A 23,419-nucleotide genomic window follows, 5' to 3' on the forward strand; every position below is an offset into this window, starting at 1 on the left:
GGGCCCTGCCCCCCCCTCACCGTGGACGGGACACTCCTCAGACGAGCCCGTGCTCCCGCAGATACTCCAGCTGCGCCCGCACCGACAGCTCCGCCGCCGGCCAGAGCGAGCGGTCGACGTCCGCGTACACCCGTGCCACGACCGCCTCGGCCGTGCGGTGGCCGTTCTCGACCGCTGTCTCCACCTGGGCGAGCCGGTGAGCGCGGTGGGCGAGATAGAACTCGACGGCGCCCTGGGCGTCCTCCAGCACGGGCCCATGGCCCGGGAGGACCGTGTGCACCCCGTCGTCCGCCGTCAGGGAGCGCAGCCGCCGCAGCGAGTCCAGATAGTCGCCGAGCCGCCCGTCCGGATGGGCGACGACGGTGGTGCCCCGGCCCAGGACGGTGTCCCCGGTCAGTACCGCGCGGTCGGCCGGCAGATGGAAGCTGAGCGAGTCCGAGGTGTGGCCGGGGGTGGCGACGACCCGCAGCTCCAGCCCGCCGACGGATATCTCCTCGCCCGCCGCGAGCCCCTCGTCGCCGAGGCGCAGCGCCGGGTCGAGCGCCCGCACCGGGGTCCGGGTCAGCTCGGCGAAGCGCCCGGCGCCCTCGGCGTGGTCGGGGTGGCCATGGGTGAGCAGGGTCAGGGCTATGCGCTTGCCCGCCTGCTCGGCGGTGGTGACGACCCGGCGCAGATGGGTCTCGTCCAGGGGGCCCGGATCGATGACCACCGCCAGGTCCGAGTCCGGTTCGGAGACGATCCAGGTGTTGGTGCCGTCGAGCGTCATGGCCGACGGGTTGGGCGCGAGGACATTGACCGCCCGCGCGGTGGCGGGCCCGGTGACCACCCGGCCCCGGGGCTGTCCCGGCAGTGCCGCCGCCTCGGTCATCGCGCGCCTCCCGCCGGGATGTGCTTGGTGAACTCCTCGTGTCCGGGCCAGCTGAGCACCAGCTCGTCACCGTCCATTCTGGCCCTGGCCAGGACCGGGGTCAGATCCTGGCCGCCGGCCGCCGCGAGGGCCTCGGCCGCCGTGGCGTACGGGAGGAGGGTCCGCAGTGTGGCGACCGTGGGCGGCATCATCAGCAGCTCGCCCCGGTCGTATCCCCCCGTCGCCTCGGCGGGACCGATCCACACCGTGCGGTCGGCCTCCGTGGAGGCGTTCCGGGTGCGCTGCCCCTCCGGTAGGGCGGCGACGAAGAACCAGGTGTCGTAGCGGCGGGGCTCGAACTCGGGCGTGATCCAGCGCGCCCACGCGCCCAGCAGATCCGAGCGCAGCACCAGCCCGCGCCGGTCGAGGAAGTCGGCGAAGGCCAGTTCCCGGTCGACGAGGGCCTGCCGGTCGGCCTCCCAGCCGTCGTCGGTGGTCGCGCCGATCACCGTGTCGGGGGTGAGGCCGGCGAGCAGCACCCCGGCCTCCTCGAAGGTCTCCCGGACCGCGGCGCACACGATGGCCCGCGCGGATGGCTCGTCGACCCCGAGCCTGGCCGCCCAGACCTCGGGTGCGGGGCCGGACCAGCGGACCGGGCGGGCGTCCCGGTCGTCCACTCCCCCGCCCGGGTAGGCGTAGGCGCCGGCCGCGAAGGCCATCGAGGTGCGGCGGCGCAGCATGTGCACCACGGGGCCGCCGTCCGCCGTATCGCGCAGCAGCATCACGGTGGCGGCCCGCCGGGGCGGAGCCGGGGTGAGTTCGCCGCGCGTGAGAGCGCGAATCCGGTCCGGCCACTCCGGTGGGTACCACTGACCATGGGGCATGGCCGGATGCTAAACGCTCACGCGCGGATGTTCGAGGGCACAGCCGGCGGGCGGGGCTCCGGGGGCGGGCTCCCGGCCCGTTGGCGAGGTTTCACGTGGAACATGCCCGGCACGGGCCGAGGGGCGGCCGGAGGGAGCATTCCGGCCGCCCCTCGGGTCCTGGGGGCGCGCCCGTGCGGGCCCGGGCCCGGTGACGCTCGTCGCCCGGGCCCGGGCCCGGGTGGACGGGACGGCCCGGGCGCACGGGGCCGGACCTGCCGGCCCCGTGCGGTACGGCGTCGTGCGGTACGGCCCCGGGTGGCGCCGGTCTCCGGCGCGCCCGGGCGGGGCCGGCTACGCCGCCGCGCTGGAGTTGCCGCGCAGCTTCACACTCGCCGTCGCGGCGCTCTTGATCGCTGTTTCGATCTGGGCCATGGAGGAACCCGACCCGAGCCCCTGCACGGTCGCCGTGTTCAGCGCGTACAGGGTGAAGGTGTAGGGATGGCTGGAGCCGCCCGGACAGGGCCCGAAGTACTTCTGGGCGTTCGCCCCGCTGCCCATGGCCTTCTGTTTCGCCCCGTCCTGGCCCGGGACCGTGTAACCGGAGCCCAGCCCCTCGGGCAGCGAGAGCCGGGCGGCGGGGATGTCCCAGATGGCCCAGTGGAGCTTGTTGCCGCTGTTGGCGACGTCGGCGAGGACGATGGCCCAGCCGCTCGCCCCGGTGGTTCCGGCGCCCCAGGACAGCGGCGGTGACGCGTCCTGGCCCGCCGCCCCGTCCCCGGCGCAGGTGAACCGGGCCGGGATGGTGGCGTTGTCGCCGAAGGCGCCGCTGGTCAGCTTGAACTCGGCGGCCCCGCCGGAGTAGGCGATATCGATCAGGAGCACCCGGTCGTTGCCGTTGGTGCCGTCCTTGTCGGTGGAGGTGGTGAGCCAGATGTCGCCGTCGTGGTCGACCTCGACGGTGCGCAGCCGGCTGTAGGTGCCCTGGAAGTAGGTCTTCTGGTCCACCAGGGCGGAGTTCGCGTCGATCTTCATCCGGTAGACCCGCTCGCCCCGGGTGGTGGCGACGAAGACATGGTCGTTGACGATGGTCAGACCGCTGGGCGAACCCACCGAGGTCGACCAGGTCTTCTTGGGGGCGATATAGCCGGAGCAGCTGCCGCTGGTGCCCTCGCAGTTGGGCCAGCCGTAGTTGCCGCCCTTCTGGATCAGATTGACCTCGTCCATGACGCTGTTGCCGAACTCGGCCTGCCACAGCCGGCCCTTGGAGTCGAAGTCGATGCCCTGCGGGTTGCGGTGGCCCATCGACCAGACGGCGTTCCCGTAGGGGTTGTCCGAGGGGATGCTGCCGTCCTGGTTGATACGGAGGATCTTGCCGTTGAGCGAGTTGCGGTCCTGGGCCTTGCTGCTGCTCTGGGCGTCGCCCATGGAGGCGTACAGCTTGCCGTCGGGGCCGAAGCGCAGCCGCCCGCCGTTGTGGAAGCGGCTCTTCTCCATCCCGTCGAGCAGGACGGTGTAGCCGCTGAGCGCGTTGTTCTCCAGTTTCATCCGGGCGATGCGGTTGCCGTCGGACGAGGTGTGGAGGAAGTACAGATAGTGGTCCGACGCGAAACTCGGACTGACCTCGACCCCCATCAGACCGCCCTCACCGCCCGTGGTCTGGGAGTTGGGGACCTTGCCGAGCGAGGTCTTCTGGCCCGACTTCGTGAGCCGGTACACATTGAAGGTGTTCCGCTCGGTGTAGATGCCCGCGCCGTCCGGCAGGAAGGCCAGGCCCCAGGCGACGTCGACCCCGCCGGCGAGGGTGGAGACGGAGCCCGGGTCGGGTGTGCCGCCGGGCTGGGTGCCGCTGGTGCTGACGGTGATCTCCGGGGAGAAGGCGGACTTGTTGCCCTTGAGGTCGTACGCCCTGACCTTGAAGGTGTACGCGGTGCTCGCGGCCAGCCCCGCGACGGTGGAGGCGGTGCCGTCCGCGGTGCCCGAGAGGGTGCCGTTGCGGAAGACCTCGTAGCCGGTGACCTTCACATTGTCCGTCGAGGCGTTCCAGGCCAGGTCGACGCTGGTGGCGGTCCTGCCGGTGGAGCGCGGGTTCGCGGGGGCGGTCGGCGGCTCGCTGTCCGCGGGGGCGGGCAGGGTGGAGATGGTGACCGCGTTGCTCGCGACGGAGACATTGGCCGCGGCGTCCCGGGCGAAGACGGTCCAGTCGTACGCCGTCTCGGGTTCGAGGCCGGTGACGGTGGCGGCGAGGGTGTCGCCGCCGACCTGCCTCATCAGCTGGCCGTGCTGGTAGATGTCGTATCCGGTGACCCCCACGTTGTCGGACGCCGCGTCCCAGGCGAGGGAGACGGTGGAGGCCGTGGGCTCCTGGTCCTTGCGGAGACTGCCGGGGGCGGTCGGCTTCTCGGTGTCGGCCGGGCCGGTGGGGGTGACGGTGAGCTTGTCCAGGTTGGGCCCGTCACCGGAGGAGGTGGTGGCGCGGATCTTGTTGGAGCCCGCCCGGAGCGTGCCCTCGGCGCCGATGGCCTTCCAGGTGGTCCAGGCGCCGGTACCGGGGAAGGAGAGATCGTCGGCGACCGCGGTGCCGTTCACGGTGATGTCCATGGCCCGGGCGTCGGCGGCCCCCAGGGCGTAGCGGAGGTCGAGCTTCGCCGCCGTCGCCCGCGCCGATTCGACGGTGAACTCGACATAGGCGCCGGTCACCACCTGGAAGTTGACGAAACCGGTGCCGGAGTGGCCGGCGTGATTGGACTCCACGGCCCCCTGCGAGACGGTGCCCGCCTCGGCCTCGTAGTCGGTGCCCGTTCCGCCGTCGGAGGCGGTGACATCGAGGTAGTCGAGGTTGGGGCCGCCCTCGGCGGCGGTGGCGGTGGCCCGCACCGTGTTGGCGCCCGCCCGGAGCTGGACGGTCGTGTTCACGGCGGACCAGGTGGTCCAGGCGCCGGTGGGCTGGAAGTCCGCGCTGGTGGCGGCTCCGCCGTTGACGCTGATGTTCAGGGGCCGGTTGCCGGTGGTGCCGTTGGCGAAGCCGAGGGCCAGGGTGGCGGGCCCGGCTGCCGGGGCGTTGACGGTGAACTCGACATAGCTGCCGGCGACATTGGTGTAGTTGACGAAACCGGTACCGGAGAAGCCGGTGTGGTTGGACTCGGTCGCGCCCTGCGAGACGGTCGCGGACTCGGCCTCGTACCGCACGGGTGCGGCCCGGTCCCGGTCCCGGTCGCCGGGCGATCCCGGCTGGGCGTGGCCGAGGGGCGGCAGGGCCACGGTCAAGACCGCGGTGGCCAGGGCCACGAGGACGCCGGTCGCTCTGCGCGATCGACGGGGGCGGCGGCGGGGGGTTGATGCCACGGATCGATCCCTCCACGTTCGTGGGACGACTGGGGGGCTCCCGCCACTCCGTGTGTGCCGGCTTCTGTCGCGGCCTGTCGACAGGGCGGCGCCGTCGGAGCGGCACCGGCCGGAGGACGGCCGGGGGCACGGGCGACGGACCGGCGATCGGGCAGGTCGGCGGGAGGTACGCGCTGTTCACCAGAGGGGCGGTCGGGCGCCGGGGCGCGCCCGGCGCCGTTCATATGGATAGGAAACGTTCCTAACCATGGACAGAGGACACCCGTCGGCGCGTCCGCGTCAAGAGAGATGCAAGCGTTCGCTGAAGACGGCGGCGGCCCCGCGCCCACCGGGAATCCGGCGGGTGCGGGGCCGTCGCGGGGCAGTGGCGGAGCCGTCACCGGGGCTGACCGGCCGTTCAGCACCCGGCCGGGCCCGGCCGGTGCGGACGCGTACCGGCCGGCAGGGGCGCCCGGGCGGGGCCGGACCCGTACCGCCCGGCGGTCGCGATCCGCCCGGCGGTCGCGATCCGGCCGGGGGCCCCGGGGCCGTACCACCCGCGAGGGCACCCGGGCCCGGGGGCCGGTCCGGTCCTCAGTCCTGGCGGAGCTCCACCTGGATCTCGACCTCGACCGGGGCGTCCAGCGGCAGCACCGCGACACCCACCGCGCTGCGCGCGTGCACACCCCGCTCGCCGAGCACCTCCCCCAGCAGTTCACTGGCGCCGTTCAGCACCGCGGGCTGCCCGGTGAAGTCGGCGGCAGATGCCACAAAGCCGACAACCTTCACGACACGCGCGATACGGTCCAGATCGCCGACGACCGACTTCACCGCCGCCAGCGCGTTCAGCGCACAGGTGCGGGCCAGCTCCTTGGCCTCCTCGGCGGTGACCTCGGCCCCCACCTTCCCGGTGACCGGAAGCTTGCCCTCCACCATCGGGAGCTGCCCCGCCGTGTAGACATAGGGGCCCGAGACGACGGCCGGCTGGTACGCGGCCAGCGGCGGCACCACGTCCGGCAGCGTCAGCCCCAGCTCAGCGAGGCGGGCCTCGACGGCGCCGGGGGGGGCGGGCGCAGGGGTCACGAGGACTTCTCCCGCTTCAGATACGCGACGAGCTGCTCGGGGTTGTTCGGCCCGGGAACGACCTGGACCAGCTCCCAGCCGTCCTCGCCCCAGGTGTCCAGGATCTGCTTGGTCGCGTGCACGAGGAGGGGCACGGTCGCGTACTCGAATTTAGTGGTCATGACGCCGACTGTAGCCGCACGGATGAGCGGCCCGGCGCCCAGCGGGCGGGGTGCCGGTGCCCCGGCCCGCCCCCGGCGTGACGCAGCACGCACACGCCTCGTGCGTAGCGCGGGCCCCGACTGGTTAGGCTCGAATGTGTGAGCAGGCTCCAGGTCGTCAGCGGCAAGGGTGGCACCGGTAAGACGACGGTCGCCGCCGCCCTCGCGCTCGCCCTCGCGACCGAGGGAAAGCGGACTCTCCTCGTCGAGGTCGAGGGGAGGCAAGGCATCGCCCAGCTCTTCGAGACGGAGGCACTTCCGTACGAGGAGCGGAAGATCGCCGTCGCCTCGGGAGGGGGCGAGGTCTTCGCGCTGGCCATAGACGCCGAGCGGGCGCTGCTGGACTACCTCCAGATGTTCTACAAGCTCGGCAGCGCGGGCCGCGCCCTCAAGAAGCTCGGCGCGATCGACTTCGCCACCACCATCGCCCCCGGGGTGCGGGACGTCCTGCTGACCGGCAAGGCCTGCGAGGCCGTGCGCCGCCGGACGAAGCAGGGCGCGTACGCGTACGACTATGTCGTCATGGACGCCCCGCCCACCGGGCGCATCACCCGCTTCCTGCATGTGAACGACGAGGTCGCGGGGCTGGCCAAGTTCGGCCCGATACACAACCAGGCGCAGGCCGTGATGCGGGTGCTCAAATCCCCCCAGACGGCGGTGCACCTGGTGACCCTGCTGGAGGAGATGCCGGTCCAGGAGACCGCCGACGGCGTCGCCGAGCTACGGGCGGCGGGGCTCCCGGTCGGCCAGGTGATCGTCAATATGGTGCGCCCGCACATCCTCGACGAGGAGGCGGTGCGCAGCGCGGCGGGCGACCGGCGCGGGGAGATCGCGAAGACGCTGGCCTCGGCCGGGGTGAGCGACGCGGCGAGCCTGGTCACCCCCCTGCTCGAACAGGCGGCCGACCATGCCCAGCGGGTGGAGCTGGAGCGCGAGCAGCGCGCCGCGCTGAACCGGCTGGAGCTGCCGTCGTACGAACTGCCGCTGCTGAGCGAGGGCGTCGACCTGGCCGGGCTCTATCAGCTGGCGAGGGAACTGCGGAAGCAAGGGACCGGTTCATGACCCTGGACGCGTCGGCGACACCTCTCGAAGTCGACCCGCTCATCGACGACCCGGAGACCCGGATCATCGTGTGCTGCGGCTCTGGCGGCGTCGGGAAGACGACGACCGCGGCGGCGCTCGGGGTGCGCGCGGCCGAGCGCGGCCGGCGGGTGGTCGTGCTGACCATCGACCCGGCGCGCCGGCTCGCCCAGTCGCTGGGGATCGACTCGCTCGACAACACGCCGCGGCGGGTGAAGGGGATAGCGGGCGGTTCCGGGTCCGGGCCGGGTTCCGGTTCCGGGCCGGGTTCCGGTTCCGGCGCGGGGTCCGGCGCGGGCACCGGCGGCGGAACCGGCGGGGAACTGCACGCCATGATGCTCGACATGAAGCGGACCTTCGACGAGATCGTGGAGACCCACACGGACGCCGAGCGCGCCCGCGCGATCCTGGAAAACCCCTTCTACCAGTCCCTGTCAGCCGGTTTCGCCGGCACCCAGGAGTACATGGCGATGGAGAAGCTGGGCCAGCTCCGGGCCCAGGACGAGTGGGACCTGATCGTGGTCGACACTCCTCCGTCGCGCAGTGCGCTGGATTTCCTGGACGCACCCAAGCGGCTGGGATCGTTCCTGGACGGAAAGCTCATCAAGCTGCTGGTGGCCCCGGCGCGGATGGGCGGCCGGGCGGGGATGAAGTTCCTCAACGTCGGTATGTCGATGATGACCGGGACGCTCGGCAAGCTGCTGGGAAGTCAGCTCCTGCGGGACGTACAGACCTTCGTGGCCGCGATGGACACGATGTTCGGCGGGTTCCGCACCCGGGCGGACGCCACCTACCGGCTGCTCCAGGCCCCCGGGACCGCGTTCCTGGTGGTGGCGGCTCCGGAGCGGGACGCGCTGCGGGAGGCGGCGTACTTCGTGGAGCGGCTGGCGGAGGAGGGGATGCCGCTGGCCGGACTGGTCCTCAACCGGGTGCACGGCAGCGGCGCCGACCGGCTCTCAGCCGAGCGCGCCCTGACGGCGGCGGAGATCCTCACCTCGGAAATCCTTGCCTCGGAAATTACATCAGAAAATCTTGACGGCCCCGGCATTGTCGATCAGGGGGGAGGGAAGACTGGTGTTCGTGAGGCCACGGACGCCTCTCCCGAAACCCTGTCCGTGGACCACGCCCCCACGGACCCACCGGCGCACCCCCCCGAGCACGACGCCCCCGAGCCCACACCACAGCCCACCGACCCGGTCGCGCACTCCCCCGCGCGCCCCGGTCCACGCACCCCCGCGGCAGCGGACCACCCCACCACCGGGCAGCTGACGGCCGGTCTGCTGCGCCTGCACGCCGAACGGATGCAGGTGCTCTCGCGCGAGCAGCGCACGCGCGACCGCTTCACCGCGCTCCACCCCGAGGTACCGGTGGCCCAGGTGGCCGCCCTGCCCGGTGACGTACACGACCTGGCAGGACTCCGCGCCATCGGCGACCGGCTCGCGTCGGGTGGCGTATCCGGCGGCGCGCCGGAGGGCCCGGAGGGCAGCGACGCGCCGCGCTGACGGGACAAGGGGTCGGCGACACGGCACGGCAGGCAGGACACGCACGGGACGGCACCAGCGCTGACGGTGCCGCTGACACGGCGCCGGCCCGGCCTCCTGGCCTGGGCTGTGCGCCTGAGCGGCACGGACGTGCACCCATGCCAGCAGGACAGCCGCCGGGGCGTACGGTCCGTACCGGTGCGAGAAGGCCGCGGAAGTCCCGCGACCGCTACCCCACCGCCGCGTACGTCTCGTATGTCTCGTCCTCGTCAAGGCCCACGGGCAGGATGCCCGCGCTGCGCTCGTACTCCGTACGCGCTGTCTCCAGGAGCCTGCGCCAGGAGGTGACCGTGGGGCGTCTGCGCAGCAGAGCGCGCCGCTCCCGTTCGGTCATTCCGCCCCACACGCCGAACTCCACTCGGTTGTCGAGGGCATCGGCCAGGCATTCGGTCCGCACCGGACAACCGGTGCACACCGCCTTGGCCCTGTTCTGCGCTGCCCCTTGTACGAACAGTTCATCCGGATCGGTAGTGCGGCAGGCTGCCTGCGCACTCCAGTCGGTTACCCAGCCCATCCCGGCGCCGTCCTCTCCCGAATCGAGGCTCCCCCACGGCGGCAGAGGCATATTCACCGCTGCCAGTTGAGGACGTTACGGAAGGCGGACACACCGCAACACCCCCTTCGGGCCCAATCTTGAATGGCCCGAACGGACTATGCGTATGCGGCAGATCACCCAGGGGAGTGACCTGAAGGCATAAAGGATGAACTCCTCAAACCGGGGCATATATCCCCAGGTGGAGTGGGCGCGGGACGGCACATAAGACGGATTCCACTGGAATACGGACACGGAGTGCCATATTCCGCTTCCCTGGTCACCGCCACCGCAGTGACTACGAGCGCTGGGGCCGGACCCCGGAAGCGTTGCTACGAAATTGCTACAAACGCGCTGCGACCTGCGGTGGATTCCAGTAATACCTTGATACGGAACCACACTGCTGTGACAGTTGAGAGCAGCTTAGGCCAAGGCCTATACGTGTGTCCGGCGAATGAGAACGTAGGCTGCCTCCATGCCAAAGAAGCGCTCGGGCGGCGGTCTGACCGGGACCCAACAAGCCGCCAAGTTCCTCGGTGTCAGCGTGCTCGCCGGAGCGGTGCTCGCGGGCATCGCCCTGCCCGCCGCCGGGGTGCTGGGGCTCGCGGCCAAGGGGACGGTCAAGGGATTCGACGAGATCCCCGCCAACCTCAAGCGTCCGCCGCTCAGCCAGCGCACCACCATCCTGGACTCCGAGGGCGGACAGATCGCCACGGTCTACTCCCGGGACCGCACGGTGGTGCCGCTGGAGGACATCTCGCCGTACATGCAGAAGGCGATCATCGCGATCGAGGACTCGCGCTTCTACGAGCACGGTGCGATCGACCTCAAGGGCGTGCTCCGCGCGCTCAACAAGAACGCGACGAGCGGCGGTGTGGCCGAGGGCGCCTCGACCCTGACCCAGCAGTATGTGAAGAACGTCTTCGTGGAGGAGGCCGGCGACGACCCCGACAAGGTCGCCCAGGCCACCCAGCAGACCCTCGGCCGCAAGATCCAGGAGCTGAAGTACGCGATCCAGGTCGAGGAGGAGCTGGGCAAGAAGAAGATCCTGGAGAACTACCTCAACATCACCTTCTTCGGCCAGCAGGCGTACGGCGTCGAGGCGGCCTCCCAGCGCTACTTCTCCAAGGCCGCCAAGGACCTGAAGCTGGAGGAGGCCGCGATGCTCGCCGGTCTCGTCCAGTCGCCCAGCCGCTACGACCCGGTCAACGACACGGAGGAGGCGGCCAAGCGCCGCAACATCGTCCTCCAGCGGATGGCCACCGTCGGTGACATCTCCCAGGCGGAGGCGGACCGCGCCAAGGCGACCGGGATCAAGCTCAAGGTCAGCAAGCCCAAGAACGGCTGCATCACCGCGGTCAACGGCGCCGGCTTCTTCTGCGACTACGTCCGCGAGGTCTTCCTCTCCGACCGGGTCTTCGGCAAGACCAAGGAGGACCGGGCGAAGGTCTGGAACCGCGGCGGTCTCACGATCAGGACGACGCTGGACCCGAAGGCCCAGGAGTCGGCGCAGCAGTCGATAAAGGATCACGTCAACCAGTCGGACCGGGTCGCCACCGCGGTGACCATGGTCCAGCCCGGGACGGGCAAGGTCGTCGCGATGGGCCAGTCCCGTCCGTACGGCTTCGGCAAGAACGAGACGACGATCAACTACTCGGTCGACAAGAAGGACGGCGGCTCCAACTACGGCTTCCCGGTCGGATCGACCTTCAAGCCGTTCGTGGCCGCGGCGGCCATAGAGCAGGGCCGGCCGCCGACCCAGTCGTACTCGTCCCCGTACACCATGCCGTACCCGTCCTCGATCACGACGTGCAGCGGCAGCCCGTGGGTCAACGACTCGGCCGCCAAGCTGGAGAACGAGAACACCGCGGAGGTCGGTCCGTACGCCTTGAAGGAGGCGATGGAGAAGTCGGTCAACACCTACTTCGTCCAGATGATCCAGGACATAGGGCTCTGCCCGGTCGTGGAGATGGCCGACAAGCTCGGCGTCGTGCAGGGCAACGGGACCAAGCTGCCGGTGGCGCCCGCGCCGCTGACGCTCGGCTCGACGGGTATCTCCCCGCTGGTCATGGCCAGCGCGTACGCGACCTTCGCCAACCGGGGCACCCACTGCACCCCGACCGTCATCGAGTCCATCCGCACGGCGGACGGCAAGAGCCTGGCGGTGCCGAAGAGCACCTGCTCGAAGGCGATGACGGAGCGGACCGCGGACACGATCAACACCCTGCTCGGTGGCGTGGTCGACTCCGGTACGGGCCAGAAGGCCGGCCTCCAGAGCCGTCCCAACGCCGGCAAGACCGGAACGACGGACGGCCGGAAGAACGCCTGGTTCGTCGGCTACACCCCGAACCTCTCCGGAGCGGTGTGGGTGGGCAGCCCGAGCCAGCAGGTGGACATGGTGAACATCACCATCGGCGGCCAGTGGCACGAGAAGGTCTTCGGCGGTGAGGTCCCCGGACCGATCTGGCGGGACGCGATGACGGGCGCGCTGGAGGGCGAGGAAGCGCCGGCCTTCAACAACATCACCATTCCGGACGCGCCGAAGCCCGATGAGCGGCCGGGCAGCGGTGACGGCGACAGCGACGGCGACTCCGATGGGGACGGCGACGGCGACGGGCAGCAGGACGGCAAGCCCGGCGACGGCGAGCCCGGCGACCCCGGTGAGCAGGTTCCGGGCATCCCCGGCATCTCCATGCAGCCCGGCGGGATCGGTGGCGGCGACAGCCAGGGCCGGACCGGTGGCGGCGACGGTGATGGTGAGGGCGAGGGCGGCTGGAACGGCGACGGGAACAGTGACGGGAACGGCGACTGGAGCTGATCCCGGCGCGGCCCCGGCGCCCGGGGCGCAGCGAGCGGCGGAAGGGCCCGGATCTCCAGGAGATCCGGGCCCTTCCGGCGTATCCCCGGCCGCCGGGCCCTTCCGGCGCCGCCGCCTCCGCCTCCGGCCCGGGCTCCTCAGGTGTGGTCCGCTGGGAGCGGGCTTCTGGGGGCGCTGCCGGGCGGGGCCGGCTGGGGGCAGGTGTTCGCGAGGGGGGCAGCTCCCGGAGAGCCGGGCGGGGTCAGGTCCCCGCCAGCCGGGCGGGGTCAGGTCCCCGCCGGCCGGGCGGGGTCAGGTCCCCGCCAGCCGGGCGGGGTCAGGTCCCCGCCAGCCGGGCGGGGTCAGCTCGCGGCGAGGAGGCCCTTCACCGCGGCGGCGACCCGGCCTCCCTCGGCGCGCCCGGCCACCTTCGGGTTCACGATCTTCATCACGGCGCCCATGGCCCTGGGCCCCTCGGCGCCGCCGGCCTTCGCCTCCGCGACGGCCGCCGCCACGATCCGCTGGAGCTCGTCGTCCGTCAGCTGCTGCGGCAGGTACTCGTCGAGGATGACGCCCTCGGCCTTCTCCCGCTCCGCCTGCTCGGGCCGGCCACCCTTCGCGAACGCGTCGGCGGCCTCGCGGCGCTTCTTCGCCTCCTTGGCGATCACCTTCTGCACCTCGTCGTCGGAGAGCTCGCGGGAGGTCTTGCCGGAGACCTCCTCGGTGGAGACGGCGGCGAGGGTGAGCCTGAGGGTGGAGGAGCGCAGTTCGTCGCGCGCCCTGATCGCTGCGGTGAGGTCTTCCCGGAGCCTGGACTTGAGCGTGGTCATACGAAGAAGTGTGTCAGGTGGGGACTGGGGGCGCCGCGCCATTTCCCCCGGGGGCTCCGGGAGGCGTCCGGGGAGTTACCGGTGAGCCCGCGCGCCGTCCATCCGAAGATCGTTAAAGCCGCCCACCCCGCCGGTCCGGTAACCGGGTCTGCGACGATGGACGTATGCGCGCACGCTATGGAGTACCCCTGGCCATCACGGCAGTCGGCGCAGCCGGCATCGCCTACGCAGCAGGTATCGAGGCCCGCTCCTTCCGTCTGAGGCGGCTGACGGTCCCGGTGCTTCCGCAGGGCATGCGCCCGCTGCGGGTCCTCCAGGTCTCCGACATCCATATGGTCAGCGGCCAGCGCAAGAAGCGGGCATGGCTCCAGTCGCTCGCGGGCCTGCGCCCCGACTTCGTGGTCAACACCGGCGACAACCTCTCCGACCCGGAGGGCGTCCCGGAGGTCCTGGACGCGCTGGGCCCCCTGATGGAGTTCCCGGGGGTGTACGTCTTCGGCTCCAACGACTACTACGGCCCCACGCTCCGCAACCCGGTCCGCTATCTCTTCGAGAAGTCCCAGGGCCGCCACGGGCTCAACGGCAACGCCCCGGCGACAGGGGTGATCCACAACCCCTGGGAGGAGCTGCGGGACGCCTTCGACGAGGCGGGCTGGGTGAACCTGACCAACACCCGCGGCCGGCTGAAGCTGGACTCCGGCGAGGTGGCCTTCACCGGCCTGGACGACCCCCACATCCGGCGCGACCGGTACGAGGAGGTCACCGGCGGCCCCGAGAAGGACGCGGACCTGTCCCTGGCGGTCGTCCACGCCCCGTATCTCCGCGCCCTGGACGCCTTCACCGAGGACGGCTACCCCCTGATCCTCGCGGGCCACACCCACGGCGGCCAGCTGTGCATCCCCTTCTACGGCGCCCTGGTGACCAACTGCGACCTGGACACGGACCGGGTGAAGGGCCTCTCGACCCACGAGGCCGCCGGCAACGTCTCCCACCTCCACGTCTCCGCGGGCTGCGGCACCAGCCGCTACACCCCGGTCCGCTTCGCCTGCCCCCCGGAGGCCACCCTCCTGACCCTGGTCCCCCGCGCCTGACCCGCCCCCAGGCCGGGGACGGCGCCCGGGAAACCGGATTTCGCCTGGGAGCGCCCGTGGGCTAAAGTAATCGATGTCGCCGCCACGGTGGTGACATCGGGGTGTAGCGCAGCTTGGCAGCGCGCTTCGTTCGGGACGAAGAGGTCGTGGGTTCAAATCCCGCCACCCCGACAGAGAAACAGCAGATCAGGGCCGGTATCCGCTTGCGGATACCGGCCCTGATCGCGTTCCGAGAGCATTCTGGATGTCAGCTGGGTGTGATCTTGGTCGGCGGTTCACGGATCGGCGGCATGCTGCTGCGGATCAGCCGGTCCGGCACCGGGACCGGGAAGCGGAGCTGCGACGCGAGGCGTGCGTCCAGTGACTCGTGCCAGACATCCTGCGCAACCACGACAGCGGGGCCGCTGGCCAAGCTCCAGAGTGATCCCGTCCCCGTGCACCGCTGAGTCCGACGAGATGGCACGGTCCACACCGATGAGCCGACCTCTGCGGGTCTCCTTCACCACATGGGAAGGAGACCCGCAGCGTCTCCGAACCGTGCTGAGAGCCCCGGGGCACCCCTCCCCATTGGCTCGGACATCCCTGCGGCAGCGCAGCCCGCTGCTACGGTCCCCGCATGACCCACTCGGTCTCCGCTGTCCGCTCTGTCGACCTCCGAGTCGAGCCGGTCGACAAGGTTCTTGACCGCGTCGAGCGGTCCCTTCAGACCCGACTGGACCCGGGCGCGGCAGTGCGCAAGCGCCGGTCCGTGGGGGCACGCACAGACCGAGGCACCTGGGTACGAGTGGAGCGGCGCCCACTCGACAAGATCACCGATCAGGGATGGAACGGTACGGAGAGCGCCGCCCGGCTGGAAGGCGTAACCCAGCCCGCGTGGCGGGGGTGTGTGGTGTGGCAGGACGCGGACGAGCCGGTGATGTGGCGGGCCGACGAGACCGGCCTTCTTCCCGGGGCGCCGATCGGGACCGCCGTCCTGGCGGAGGAGCCGATGCTGTCGGAGGAGTGGTGGCGGGCCTTCGGGGATTCCCTGGACGCGCTCGCGCGGAACACGACCAGGCGCGTGGCCACTCCGGACACCGTCACAATCACGCAGGAGCTGGTCGGCGATTCGATCCGGGGCGTGTTCCCCGGGATGATCGACACGACCGTTGAACGATGGGTTCCGGCTCACGCCGACCTGAACTGGGCCAACATGAGCGCGCCGGCCTTCTCCCTCTTCGACTGGGAGGACTGGGGAAACGCCCCGCGAGGCCTCGACTCCGCGACCCTCTGGGCCGCCTCGCTCGCCGTCCCCGCTCTGGCCGACCGTGTACGGCGCGAACGGCGGCACGACTTCGAGAGCCGGGACGGCAAGCTGATGACGCTCTTCGTGTGCGCGAAGATCCTTGGACCGGACGCGCATCCGCAGGACCCTCGGATCGAACCCGCCCGGCACAGGGCACGGCAGGTCATCGCGGAGCTTCAGACCGGCTGACCCATCGACCGCTCCCGGAGGAGGGTGCGGTACTCGTGGATCGTCCGCTCATCGGGCTCGGCGGCCAGGGCGTCGGGCAGTTCGCCCAGATGAGCCGGATCGTCCATACCCACGGCCATGGTCCCGACACCCGGGAGGCCGTACGAGGCCCGGAAGGCCGCCTGGACACGGGAGAATCCGTCACCGCCCCGAAGGAAGACCCGGGGGTCGATCCGATCCCGTACCGGGTCCCCGGACTATCAGCGAAGGGGCTCATGCACCACAGCCGACTGCGTTCGAGGGCCCGGGCCACCGCGAAGTCTTCGGCGGCGTCGAGTGTTCCGGCACCGACCAGCAGGCCGGCTCGCGCCATGAGGACCGGCGGTTTCGGCGTGGTCGGATCGACCACGCCGACCGGCGGCGAAGGGTTCCACGAGGCCCTCCAGGCGCCGCACAGCCCCTTCGATGTGGCGTCGTCCAGCGCGGCGCACGCCGCCAGGGACGGCCCACCCGGAATGCCCGGCCAGGTGTCCGGTCCCGTCGATCGGGGCCCCTTCGGCCGGGAGCGGCGACTCGAAGCCGTGTCCCGGGCCGCGCGGGGCGTCGGGGCGGGTTTCGGGGTGGGATGGGATCGTGCGGTCATGGGCGAACTGGTTGAGCATGTCGATGAGCACGACCGCGTGCTGGGGGTCATCGAGCGGGACGAGGCGGTGCGGGAGAACCGGCTGCATCGCATCGCGGCGACGATCTGTCGTGATCGCGAGGGCCGCATCCTGGTGCTGCGGCGGAGCGGGGCGCTGGCGCGGTTTCCGGGGTACTACGACGCGATGGTCGGTGGGGCCGTGGACGTGGGCGAGTCGTATGAGGAGGCGGCGGTACGGGAGTTGGGGGAGGAGCTGGGTGTCCGGGCGCCGGTGCGGTTTCTGTTCAAACTGCTCTTCCGGGAGGGGATCAGCCCCATATGGCTCGGGGTGCATGAGGCCGTCGTGACGGAGGCCGTGGTTCCGGACTCGGGTGAGATCGACTGGTACGACTGGCTGACGCTGGACGAACTGCGCGCGGTCCTCGATGCGTGGTGCTTCGTTCCGGGAGGGCGGGAGGCTCTGCGCCGGTATGTGAGGTCCTGACCGCGGAGCGGGGCGGGGCACTACGGCACAGGGAGTCATGGCGCGGGTGGGCCACGCGCTGGATCTCGCGGAGGGGGCGATGTGGTGGGTGATGCGGGGGAGCACTTCCGGAGCGGGCCGCGCGCCGTCCACACCCCCGGATGAGGCCGGGGCCCGCTCAGGGCGCCGGGACCGCGTGGGCGGTCACGGTGCGGAAGACCGCTTCGAGGGCGTCGAGTTCGGGGTCGTCGAAGTGGGTGTCGATCCGGCCCTTGGTGTTGAAGAGCTGGTTCCGGAAGAGGTCGCGCAGCTCGATGGAGCCGTTGGCCTCCAGGTAGCGGACCATCAGGGCGACGAGGTCGCGCTGGCGGGCGCTGAGGTCGCGGCCTTCGTGGAAGGCTGCGAGGGCGGACCGGGCGGCCTGGCGGTCCAGGCCGCCGATGCGGCGGAGGCAGAGGCCGAGGCCGCCGGGGGCGCTCCGGGTCCGGGCGAGGTCGTCGGGGGAGGCGACGGCCTCGGCGAGGAGGAGCGCCTCCAGACCGGTGAGGTCCTGGGCGGTGATCTGGACGTTGTGGTGGAGCCGGTGGAGCACCGGGTGGTCCCGGTGGCGCTGGAGGAAGGTGCGGGCGCGGCGGTGGAAGCGTTCCTCGTCGGTGCCGATGGGAAGGCCGCTGACCTCGACCTCGGTGAGATGGCCGTGGTTCTCGGCTATGTCGGTGTAGACAATGCGGCGCGCGGCGGGGCCGTCGACCAGCCGGATCAGGCCGCGCAGCCGGCGGCGCACCAGTTCGAGGGCCGGGGCGGTGACACCGTGCCACCAGGTGTCGTCGGTGAGCGACTCCAGCAGGCCGGCGCGGTCCCGGACCGCCGGGATGCTTCCGGCCTTGCCGAGGAGGTCGCGGGCGATGTCCTGGACGCGGTCGCGCAGCCGGGTGTACTCGGCGCCGCCTTCGAGGGCGGCGAGCTGGAGGGTGTGGAGGGTGAGGTCGAAGCGCCTGGCCTCCTCGCCCCGGTCCTCGCCGGCCGGCCAGTGGTCGGAGGGCAGGCCGAGGAGGGTCTCGCCGAGGACGGCCGCCGACGCGTCGTCGACACGGTGCCAGGCGGTGAAGTCGCCGCCCCAGGTCTCGACCTCGCGGCGGTGGGGGCGTACGAGGAAGTTGTCGGCGTTCATGCCGCGCACGGTGGCGTGCAGCCGGTGGGCGAGGGACCAGCGCAGGGCGGCCTCGCTGTCGATGGCGTCCGGACCCGCGTCGTCGGCCGGGTCGGGGGCCCGGCGGCGGTCGAGGGCGCGGATCAGCTCCAGCTCGCGCGCGAGGATGCGTTCGGTGAGCGCGGGTGACCTGCGGGCGGTGGCGCGGTCCAGTTCCTGGTTGAAGAAATCGGCGTTCCCGCAGAGGTCGAGGACATGGAAGCCGTCCTTGTGGCGGCCGGGGCCGTGGACGTCCTCGCAGAGGCGGGTGCCCCGGCCGAGCATCTGCCAGAACTTGGTACGGGAGTAGACCGGCTTGAACAGGACGAGGTTGAGCACCTCGGGCACATCGATGCCGGTGTCGAGCATGTCGACGGAGATGGCGATGTCGGGGGCCTTCGCCGGGTCCGAGAAGTCGTCGATGAGCTGCTGGGCGTACTTCTCGCGGTACGTGATGACACGGGCGTCCCGGCCCGCGCCCCGCGGGTAGTGGAGGTTGAGGCGCTCCTCGATGAAGTGGGCGTGGTCGTTGTTCTTGGCGAAGACGATCGTCTTGCCGATGCGGTCGCCGCCCTCGACCCGCAGACCGTGGGTCATCAGGACCTCAAGGGCCTTGTCGACGGTGGGTGCGTTGAAGAGGAAGCGGTTGACCTGGTCGGCGGTGACCTCGTCGGGAATCCGGCCGTCCTCGGTCCACTCCAGGCTGTCCCAGGCCTCCTTCTGCTCCTCGGTGAGGTCGGCGTACCGGAAGCCGCGCTTCAGCGAGTCGAAGGGGACGTCCACGACGGTGGGGCGCACCAGGAAGCCGTCGTTGGCGGCGTCCTCCAGGCCGTAGGAGTCGGTGGGGACGCCGTCCTCCAGCTGGAAGAGCTGGTAGGTGTTGCGGTCGACATCGTCCTTGGGGGTGGCGGTGAGGCCGAGGAGGAGCGCGTCGAAGTACGTGAAGAGGCGGCCGTAGGTGTCGTACACGGAGCGGTGGGCCTCGTCGATGACGACGAGGTCGAAGAAGCCGGGGCCGAAGCGGCGCCGGCCGTCCTCGGTCACCTCGTCGACCAGGTTCATCATCGTCGGGTAGGTGGAGACGAAGACCCGGCCGTCGGTCCGCTTCTCGGTGAGCAGATTGACCGTCGGGGTGTGCTCCAGATGCTCGTTGAAGGCGCGGACGGCCTGGTTGACGAGGGCCTGGCGGTCGGCGAGGAAGAGGATGCGGCGGGCCCAGCCGGCCTTCTGGAGCAGATCGGCCAGGGCGACGGTGGTACGGGTCTTGCCGGTGCCGGTGGCCATCACCAGCAGGGCCCTGCGCCGGTTCTCCTGCTCGAAGGTCTCGCCGACGCGCTGGATGGCGTGCAGTTGGTAGGGGCGGCCCGCGATCTCCCGGTCGGCGTTGGCCGCCTTGAGCGCGCGGCGCCCGGCCCGCTGGCGGATCAGCCAGTGCAGCTCGTCCTTGGTGCGGAAGCCCTGGACCCGGCGGGGCGGGTAGCCGTTGCCGTCGTCCCAGAGCCAGGTCTCGTAGCCGTTGGTGCAGTGGATGACCGGGCGCTGGTGGTACACCGCCTCCAGGGCGTCCGCGTACAGCTCGGCCTGGCGCCGGCCGCTTCTGGCGTCGGTACGGGTGCGTTTGGCCTCGACGATGCCGAGGGGCTTCCCGTCGTCGCCCCAGAGGACGTAGTCGACACGGCCCCTGCCGGAGGGGCTGATCCCGCCGGGCTCGCCGGTGACGGGGAACTCTCGGTCCCGGTCGTCGCCGAGGTCCCAGCCCGCTTCCTTGAGGAGGAGGTCGACGAAGAGGTCGCGGGTGGCGGACTCGTCGTAGTCGTGGGTGTCGGGGCGGGTCTCGTTGGCGGTGCGGAGCGCGGCGGTACGGGTGCGCAGCTCGGCCAGCTCCGCTTCGAGCCGCTTGCTCCGCGCGCGGGCCTCGGCCAGTTCCCGGGCCTCCCGTTCCCGGCGGGCGCGGTCCCGCTCCCCTTCCCGCTCCAGCTCGGCCCGGCGGCTGGCCGGTGCGCCGGCCGGGTGGGGGCGGGGGATGAGCCCGCTGTCGAACCGGCCGCCCGGCGCGGGGGCCCGGTCCGGGTCGGCGGTGTAGGCGCGGGCGAACCAGTACAGGATGTGGAACAGCTCGCCGGCGGTCCGCACCGCGTCCCGGGCGGGGACGGGTGCCGCCCGGTGCACGGCGTTGTTGCCCTGGCGGCGGACGAGGTCCATCTTCGCGGTGACCGCGGGGCCGGCGAGGGCGCGCAGCCCCGGGTCGTGGAGGAGCGCGCCGAGGTCGCTCCGGTGCGGGGGTGTGAGGGCCGCGTCGTGCTCGTACATCCAGTGGACGGCCAGTTCGAGGGCGCGGCGGGCGTAGAAGCAGGAGGCGCGCGGGTCGGCGTGGGCGAGGCGCTCGGCGCGCAGGGCCTCGCCGTGGAGGGCGGGCCAGGGGGCGAGGAGGAAGGCGAAGTTGCTCGCGGGGGGCTGTGGGCGGGGCGAGCGGGGTGCGGCGGGCGCGGGCGCGCCCGGGGCGGCGCCGGGGCCGCCGGTGGGGCCGCCGGGGAGACCGGTGGGGGCGCCGGTGGGGCCGCCCGGGAGACCGGTGGGGCCGCCGGGGAGACCGGTGGGCAAGCCCGGAGCGCCTGCTGCTGACATTTCCGCTGACATGTCGGTGGTTCCCCCCGTGGTCGTGCTAGGCAGTCGGCTCCAGGAGGGCGCCGGCGAAGGCACGGTGCTGGAGCGAGATGAAGAGGTCATCGAGCGCGGCGAGCTGCTCCTCGTGGATCTTCCGTTCGGCCTCGATCCCGGCGACCCTGCGGGCGAACTCCCGCTGGAGCCCCGGTGGCGGCAGCAGCACCTTGAGCCGGGCGAGCCCGTCCCCGTCGAGCCGGGTGGTGCCGTGCGCGGCCTGGGAGACCTGGCTCAGGGCGTGGGCCTTCTGCGCGCGCAGGCAGTGGGCGAGGAACTGCGGGTCGAGACCGGCTCCGGCGCCCTTGGGGATGAGTGCCTTGAGGTCCTGGTTGACCGTGGCGGGGACCCTGAGCACACAGACGGGGAAGGAGTGCGCCAGGATCATGCCGCGCACCACGATCGCGACGGTGTCCGCCGGCAGCAGCCGCAGCGCGGTCAGCTCGGGGACCTCGGGGCTGATGGTGTCGCGGGAGGTGAAGAGATCGGGCCTCTTCATGTCCTTGGCGCTGAACCACGGGAGGTCCCCCTCCCAGTGGGAGGGGACGGACTTGGAGGGCGTACCCCCGCTGTGGCTGTGGCAGACCTCCGTCAGCGCGTGCTGCGGGAACCCCTTCGGGTTTCCCACCGGGTCGCCGAAGAGGTCGAGGAAGACGGAGCCGGGCAGCTCGCCGAGGAGCGCGATGGCCTCCCGGCGCGCGGCCCGCAGCGCCTCCGCCTCGTCCAGCAGGGCGGCGATGTACCGCTGCTCGGCGAGGGGCGGCAGCGGCACCTCGAAGGCGGCGAGCTTCTTCTTGTTGAGGTTCTTGCCCATGGCGGCGTCGTCCGCCTCCCGCAGCAGGTCGGCGCAGCGCAGGGCCCAGTAGAGGAAGTCGCCGTGGACCCGGGAGGCGTCCTTGACCGGGAGTGCGGCGATGGCCTCGTTGGTGTACATCGGGACGCGGGCGAACCCCACCTTGCCGACGCTGAGCTTGAAGCTCAGCAGCAGGGTGCCGGGGGCGACCAGCCGGCCCGCCGGGCCCTCGGCTGCCAGGGCGGTGACCCCCTCCTTGGTGCGGGAGAGGTCGCGGCCGTCGTTCATGTCGGCAATGGAGAGCCAGGGCAGATCGCCGCCCCAGTAGCGCCGCTCGGCCCGGGGGGGCGTACGCCCGATGGAGATGTCGCAGAGCTCGCCGAGGGGCACACCGGGCCAGCCGCCCGCGCTCACGACAGCATCTCCTTGAGCCTCGCGGTGCCCGCCTCGATCTCCTTGTTGAGCCGCTCCAGGCCGGTCAGCAGCTCCAGCGGGGGCCTGGTCACGACCTCCGCGTGGACCACTTCGCGGTAGCGGTTGAGGGAGAGGTCGTACCCCTGGGCGACGATGTCGGCGCGGGGGACGCAGAAGCTCTGCTCGGTGCGGGCGCGGGCCCGCTCGTCGCCCTCGCGGCGGCGCCAGCGGGCGAGGACGTCCGGGAGGTTGTTCCGGCGGTGCCCGTCGGCGCCGAGATCCGTGGCGCGGACGCCGAGCCGGTCGTCGGCGAGGAGCGGGGTCCGCTTGTCGTCGAGGCTGTAGCCGTCGGCCTGGACGTCGTAGAACCAGACGTCGTCGGTGCCGCCGGAGTCGGTCTTGGTGAAGAGGAGGATCGCGGTGGAGACGCCCGCGTACGGCTTGAAGACGCCGGAGGGGAGTTTGACGACCGCGTCGAGCTTCTGCTCCTCGACCAGGGTGCGGCGCAGCTCCCGGTGGGCGTTGGTGGAGCCGAAGAGGACTCCGTCGGGGACGATCACCGCGGCCCGGCCGCCCGGCTTGAGCAGCTTGAGGAAGAGCGCGAGGAAGAGCAGCTCGGTCTTCTTGGTCTTGACGGCCTTGCGCAGGTCGGATGCGGTGGTCTCGTAGTCCAGGCTGCCCGCGAAGGGCGGGTTGGCGAGGATCAGGGAGTACCGGTCGGTCTCCTCGCCCGCGCTCTGGGAGAGGGAGTCGCGGTAGCGGATGTCCGGGCTCTCGACATCGTGCATCAGCATGTTCATGGAGCCGATGCGCAGCATGGTCGAGTCGAAGTCGAAGCCGTGGAACATGTCGTGGTTGAAGTGGTGCAGCAGCCGCGCGTCGAGCAGGGCGTCCTCGTGCTGGTGCTTGACGTACTCAGCGGCGCCGACGAGATAGCCGGCCGTGCCGCAGGCCGGGTCGCAGATGGTGTCCCGGAGGTTGGGCTCGGTCATCTCGACCATCAGCTGGATGATGTGCCGGGGGGTGCGGAACTGGCCGTTCTGCCCCGCTGTGGCGATCTTGCCGAGCATGTACTCGTAGAGATCGCCGTTGGTGTCCTTGTCGTGCATGGGGATGTCCCCCAGCAGCAGGACCACCCGGGCGAGCAGATTGGGCGTGGGGATGGTGAAGCGGGCGTCCTTCATGTGGTGCGAGTAGGTGGAGCCCTCGCCGCCCAGGGTGCGCAGGTAGGGGAAGACGCCATCGGCGACCGTGGCGAACATCTCCGCCGGGTCGATGTCCTTGAAGTTCTTCCAGCGGTACGCCTGCTGCCCGGTGTCGAAGAACGGGCTGCTGTCGGGCTCGATGCCGCGCCGGGCGAGGCTGTCCTTCGTGGTCTGGAGCTCGTCGAGGCGGCGGATGAACAGCAGGTAGGTGATCTGCTCCATGACCTCGACGGGGTTGGAGATACCACCCGACCAGAACGCGTCCCAGACGCGGTCCACCTTGCTCTTCAGCTCACCGGTAATCACAGCAGGAATCGTACTGCCCGGCACTGACAGGACCCGGCGCCGCGGCAGGACCCGGCGCCCCGACAGAGCCCGGTACGGCCGAGGACCGCGCGGCGCCGCGACAGGAC

The 23,419-nt window shown here is 71.4% G+C and carries 17 protein-coding genes and 1 tRNA gene; 7 read left to right on the forward strand and 11 right to left on the reverse strand.

The window, feature by feature from the left end; translation table 11 throughout:
• Window positions 1-37: 37 nt before the first annotated feature.
• From ACWCRA_RS17000 to ACWCRA_RS17020, 5 genes are all read right to left on the reverse strand, one after another.
• Window positions 38-868 (reverse strand): MBL fold metallo-hydrolase, encoded by an 831-nt coding sequence (locus ACWCRA_RS17000; RefSeq protein WP_351548104.1) that lies wholly within the window; start codon window positions 866-868, stop codon window positions 38-40.
• Complete coding sequence (locus ACWCRA_RS17005; RefSeq protein WP_351548101.1) at window positions 865-1,731, reverse strand: NUDIX hydrolase; 867 nt, start codon at window positions 1,729-1,731, stop codon at window positions 865-867. The genes ACWCRA_RS17000 and ACWCRA_RS17005 overlap by 4 nt, the downstream gene beginning before the upstream one ends.
• Before the next feature lie 333 nt (window positions 1,732-2,064).
• Window positions 2,065-4,971 carry a PQQ-dependent sugar dehydrogenase gene (locus tag ACWCRA_RS17010; protein ID WP_451067970.1) on the reverse strand — a complete coding sequence of 969 codons (2,907 nt, stop codon included), beginning with the start codon at window positions 4,969-4,971 and terminating at the stop codon, window positions 2,065-2,067.
• Window positions 4,972-5,628: 657 nt separating this feature from the next.
• Window positions 5,629-6,117 (reverse strand): RidA family protein, encoded by a 489-nt coding sequence (locus ACWCRA_RS17015; protein WP_451067943.1) that lies wholly within the window; start codon window positions 6,115-6,117, stop codon window positions 5,629-5,631.
• Window positions 6,114-6,278, reverse strand: a complete 165-nt coding sequence (locus ACWCRA_RS17020) for a DUF4177 domain-containing protein (RefSeq protein ID WP_190120869.1) — start codon at window positions 6,276-6,278, stop codon at window positions 6,114-6,116. The genes ACWCRA_RS17015 and ACWCRA_RS17020 overlap by 4 nt, the downstream gene beginning before the upstream one ends.
• Window positions 6,279-6,416: 138 nt before the next feature.
• Between ACWCRA_RS17020 and ACWCRA_RS17025 the strand changes: the two genes are divergently transcribed.
• Both ACWCRA_RS17025 and ACWCRA_RS17030 read left to right on the forward strand, forming a co-directional pair.
• Window positions 6,417-7,379 carry an ArsA family ATPase gene (locus ACWCRA_RS17025; RefSeq protein ID WP_351548093.1) on the forward strand — a complete coding sequence of 321 codons (963 nt, stop codon included), beginning with the start codon at window positions 6,417-6,419 and terminating at the stop codon, window positions 7,377-7,379.
• Window positions 7,376-8,899, forward strand: a complete 1,524-nt coding sequence (locus ACWCRA_RS17030) for an ArsA-related P-loop ATPase (RefSeq protein WP_451067944.1) — start codon at window positions 7,376-7,378, stop codon at window positions 8,897-8,899. The genes ACWCRA_RS17025 and ACWCRA_RS17030 overlap by 4 nt, the downstream gene beginning before the upstream one ends.
• 208 nt (window positions 8,900-9,107) lie before the next feature.
• Here ACWCRA_RS17030 and ACWCRA_RS17035 read toward each other — a convergent pair whose 3' ends face one another.
• A complete protein-coding gene (locus tag ACWCRA_RS17035) occupies window positions 9,108-9,452 on the reverse strand; it encodes a WhiB family transcriptional regulator (protein WP_351548179.1) in 345 nt (114 codons plus the stop codon).
• A 493-nt stretch (window positions 9,453-9,945) separates the two neighbouring features.
• Here ACWCRA_RS17035 and ACWCRA_RS17040 point away from each other — a divergent pair, with 493 nt between their 5' ends.
• Window positions 9,946-12,288, forward strand: coding sequence for a transglycosylase domain-containing protein (locus ACWCRA_RS17040; protein ID WP_451067945.1), 2,343 nt, complete (start codon window positions 9,946-9,948; stop codon window positions 12,286-12,288).
• Between the two features lie 341 nt (window positions 12,289-12,629).
• On the opposite strand, the gene ACWCRA_RS17045 is transcribed toward ACWCRA_RS17040, so the two are convergent.
• On the reverse strand, window positions 12,630-13,097 hold the full coding sequence (locus ACWCRA_RS17045; protein ID WP_351548084.1) for a GatB/YqeY domain-containing protein: 468 nt from the start codon (window positions 13,095-13,097) through the stop codon (window positions 12,630-12,632).
• A gap of 164 nt (window positions 13,098-13,261) precedes the next feature.
• Between ACWCRA_RS17045 and ACWCRA_RS17050 the strand changes: the two genes are divergently transcribed.
• The 3 genes from ACWCRA_RS17050 to ACWCRA_RS17060 all read left to right on the forward strand — a co-directional run bounded on the left by ACWCRA_RS17050 (window position 13,262) and on the right by ACWCRA_RS17060 (window position 15,662).
• Window positions 13,262-14,188: a metallophosphoesterase gene (locus ACWCRA_RS17050; RefSeq protein ID WP_351548081.1), complete on the forward strand. Its 927-nt coding sequence runs from the start codon at window positions 13,262-13,264 to the stop codon at window positions 14,186-14,188.
• 97 nt (window positions 14,189-14,285) lie between these two features.
• Window positions 14,286-14,359, forward strand: a tRNA-Pro gene (locus tag ACWCRA_RS17055).
• A 445-nt stretch (window positions 14,360-14,804) separates the two neighbouring features.
• Window positions 14,805-15,662: a hypothetical protein gene (locus tag ACWCRA_RS17060; RefSeq protein WP_451067946.1), complete on the forward strand. Its 858-nt coding sequence runs from the start codon at window positions 14,805-14,807 to the stop codon at window positions 15,660-15,662.
• Here ACWCRA_RS17060 and ACWCRA_RS17065 read toward each other — a convergent pair.
• Window positions 15,650-15,781: a hypothetical protein gene (locus tag ACWCRA_RS17065; RefSeq protein WP_451067947.1), complete on the reverse strand. Its 132-nt coding sequence runs from the start codon at window positions 15,779-15,781 to the stop codon at window positions 15,650-15,652. The two genes, ACWCRA_RS17060 and ACWCRA_RS17065, sit on opposite strands and share 13 nt — an antisense overlap.
• Before the next feature lie 501 nt (window positions 15,782-16,282).
• Here ACWCRA_RS17065 and ACWCRA_RS17070 point away from each other — a divergent pair.
• Window positions 16,283-16,768: an NUDIX hydrolase gene (locus ACWCRA_RS17070; RefSeq protein WP_451067948.1), complete on the forward strand. Its 486-nt coding sequence runs from the start codon at window positions 16,283-16,285 to the stop codon at window positions 16,766-16,768.
• Between the two features lie 157 nt (window positions 16,769-16,925).
• Here the strand turns inward: ACWCRA_RS17070 and ACWCRA_RS17075 are convergent, their stop codons facing one another.
• From ACWCRA_RS17075 to ACWCRA_RS17085, 3 genes are all read right to left on the reverse strand, one after another.
• Window positions 16,926-20,537 carry a DEAD/DEAH box helicase family protein gene (locus tag ACWCRA_RS17075; protein ID WP_451067949.1) on the reverse strand — a complete coding sequence of 1,204 codons (3,612 nt, stop codon included), beginning with the start codon at window positions 20,535-20,537 and terminating at the stop codon, window positions 16,926-16,928.
• 61 nt (window positions 20,538-20,598) lie between these two features.
• Window positions 20,599-21,801 carry a restriction endonuclease subunit S gene (locus ACWCRA_RS17080; RefSeq protein ID WP_451067950.1) on the reverse strand — a complete coding sequence of 401 codons (1,203 nt, stop codon included), beginning with the start codon at window positions 21,799-21,801 and terminating at the stop codon, window positions 20,599-20,601.
• Window positions 21,798-23,312: a type I restriction-modification system subunit M gene (locus ACWCRA_RS17085; protein ID WP_351548036.1), complete on the reverse strand. Its 1,515-nt coding sequence runs from the start codon at window positions 23,310-23,312 to the stop codon at window positions 21,798-21,800. Before ACWCRA_RS17085 ends, ACWCRA_RS17080 begins: the two co-directional genes overlap by 4 nt.
• Window positions 23,313-23,419 lie beyond the last annotated feature (107 nt).

Source organism: Streptomyces sp. NPDC001889 (assembly GCF_053594535.1).

Coding starts and splice junctions, on each gene's coding strand:
- ACWCRA_RS17000 (WP_351548104.1), bottom strand. CDS start 868: ATGACCGAGGCGGCGGCACTGCCGGGACAGCCCCGGGGCCGGGTGGTC.
- ACWCRA_RS17005 (WP_351548101.1), bottom strand. CDS start 1,731: ATGCCCCATGGTCAGTGGTACCCACCGGAGTGGCCGGACCGGATTCGC.
- ACWCRA_RS17020 (WP_190120869.1), bottom strand. CDS start 6,278: ATGACCACTAAATTCGAGTACGCGACCGTGCCCCTCCTCGTGCACGCG.
- ACWCRA_RS17030 (WP_451067944.1), top strand. CDS start 7,376: ATGACCCTGGACGCGTCGGCGACACCTCTCGAAGTCGACCCGCTCATC.
- ACWCRA_RS17035 (WP_351548179.1), bottom strand. CDS start 9,452: ATGGGCTGGGTAACCGACTGGAGTGCGCAGGCAGCCTGCCGCACTACC.
- ACWCRA_RS17040 (WP_451067945.1), top strand. CDS start 9,946: ATGCCAAAGAAGCGCTCGGGCGGCGGTCTGACCGGGACCCAACAAGCC.
- ACWCRA_RS17045 (WP_351548084.1), bottom strand. CDS start 13,097: ATGACCACGCTCAAGTCCAGGCTCCGGGAAGACCTCACCGCAGCGATC.
- ACWCRA_RS17050 (WP_351548081.1), top strand. CDS start 13,262: ATGCGCGCACGCTATGGAGTACCCCTGGCCATCACGGCAGTCGGCGCA.
- ACWCRA_RS17060 (WP_451067946.1), top strand. CDS start 14,805: ATGACCCACTCGGTCTCCGCTGTCCGCTCTGTCGACCTCCGAGTCGAG.
- ACWCRA_RS17065 (WP_451067947.1), bottom strand. CDS start 15,781: ATGGCCGTGGGTATGGACGATCCGGCTCATCTGGGCGAACTGCCCGAC.
- ACWCRA_RS17070 (WP_451067948.1), top strand. CDS start 16,283: ATGGGCGAACTGGTTGAGCATGTCGATGAGCACGACCGCGTGCTGGGG.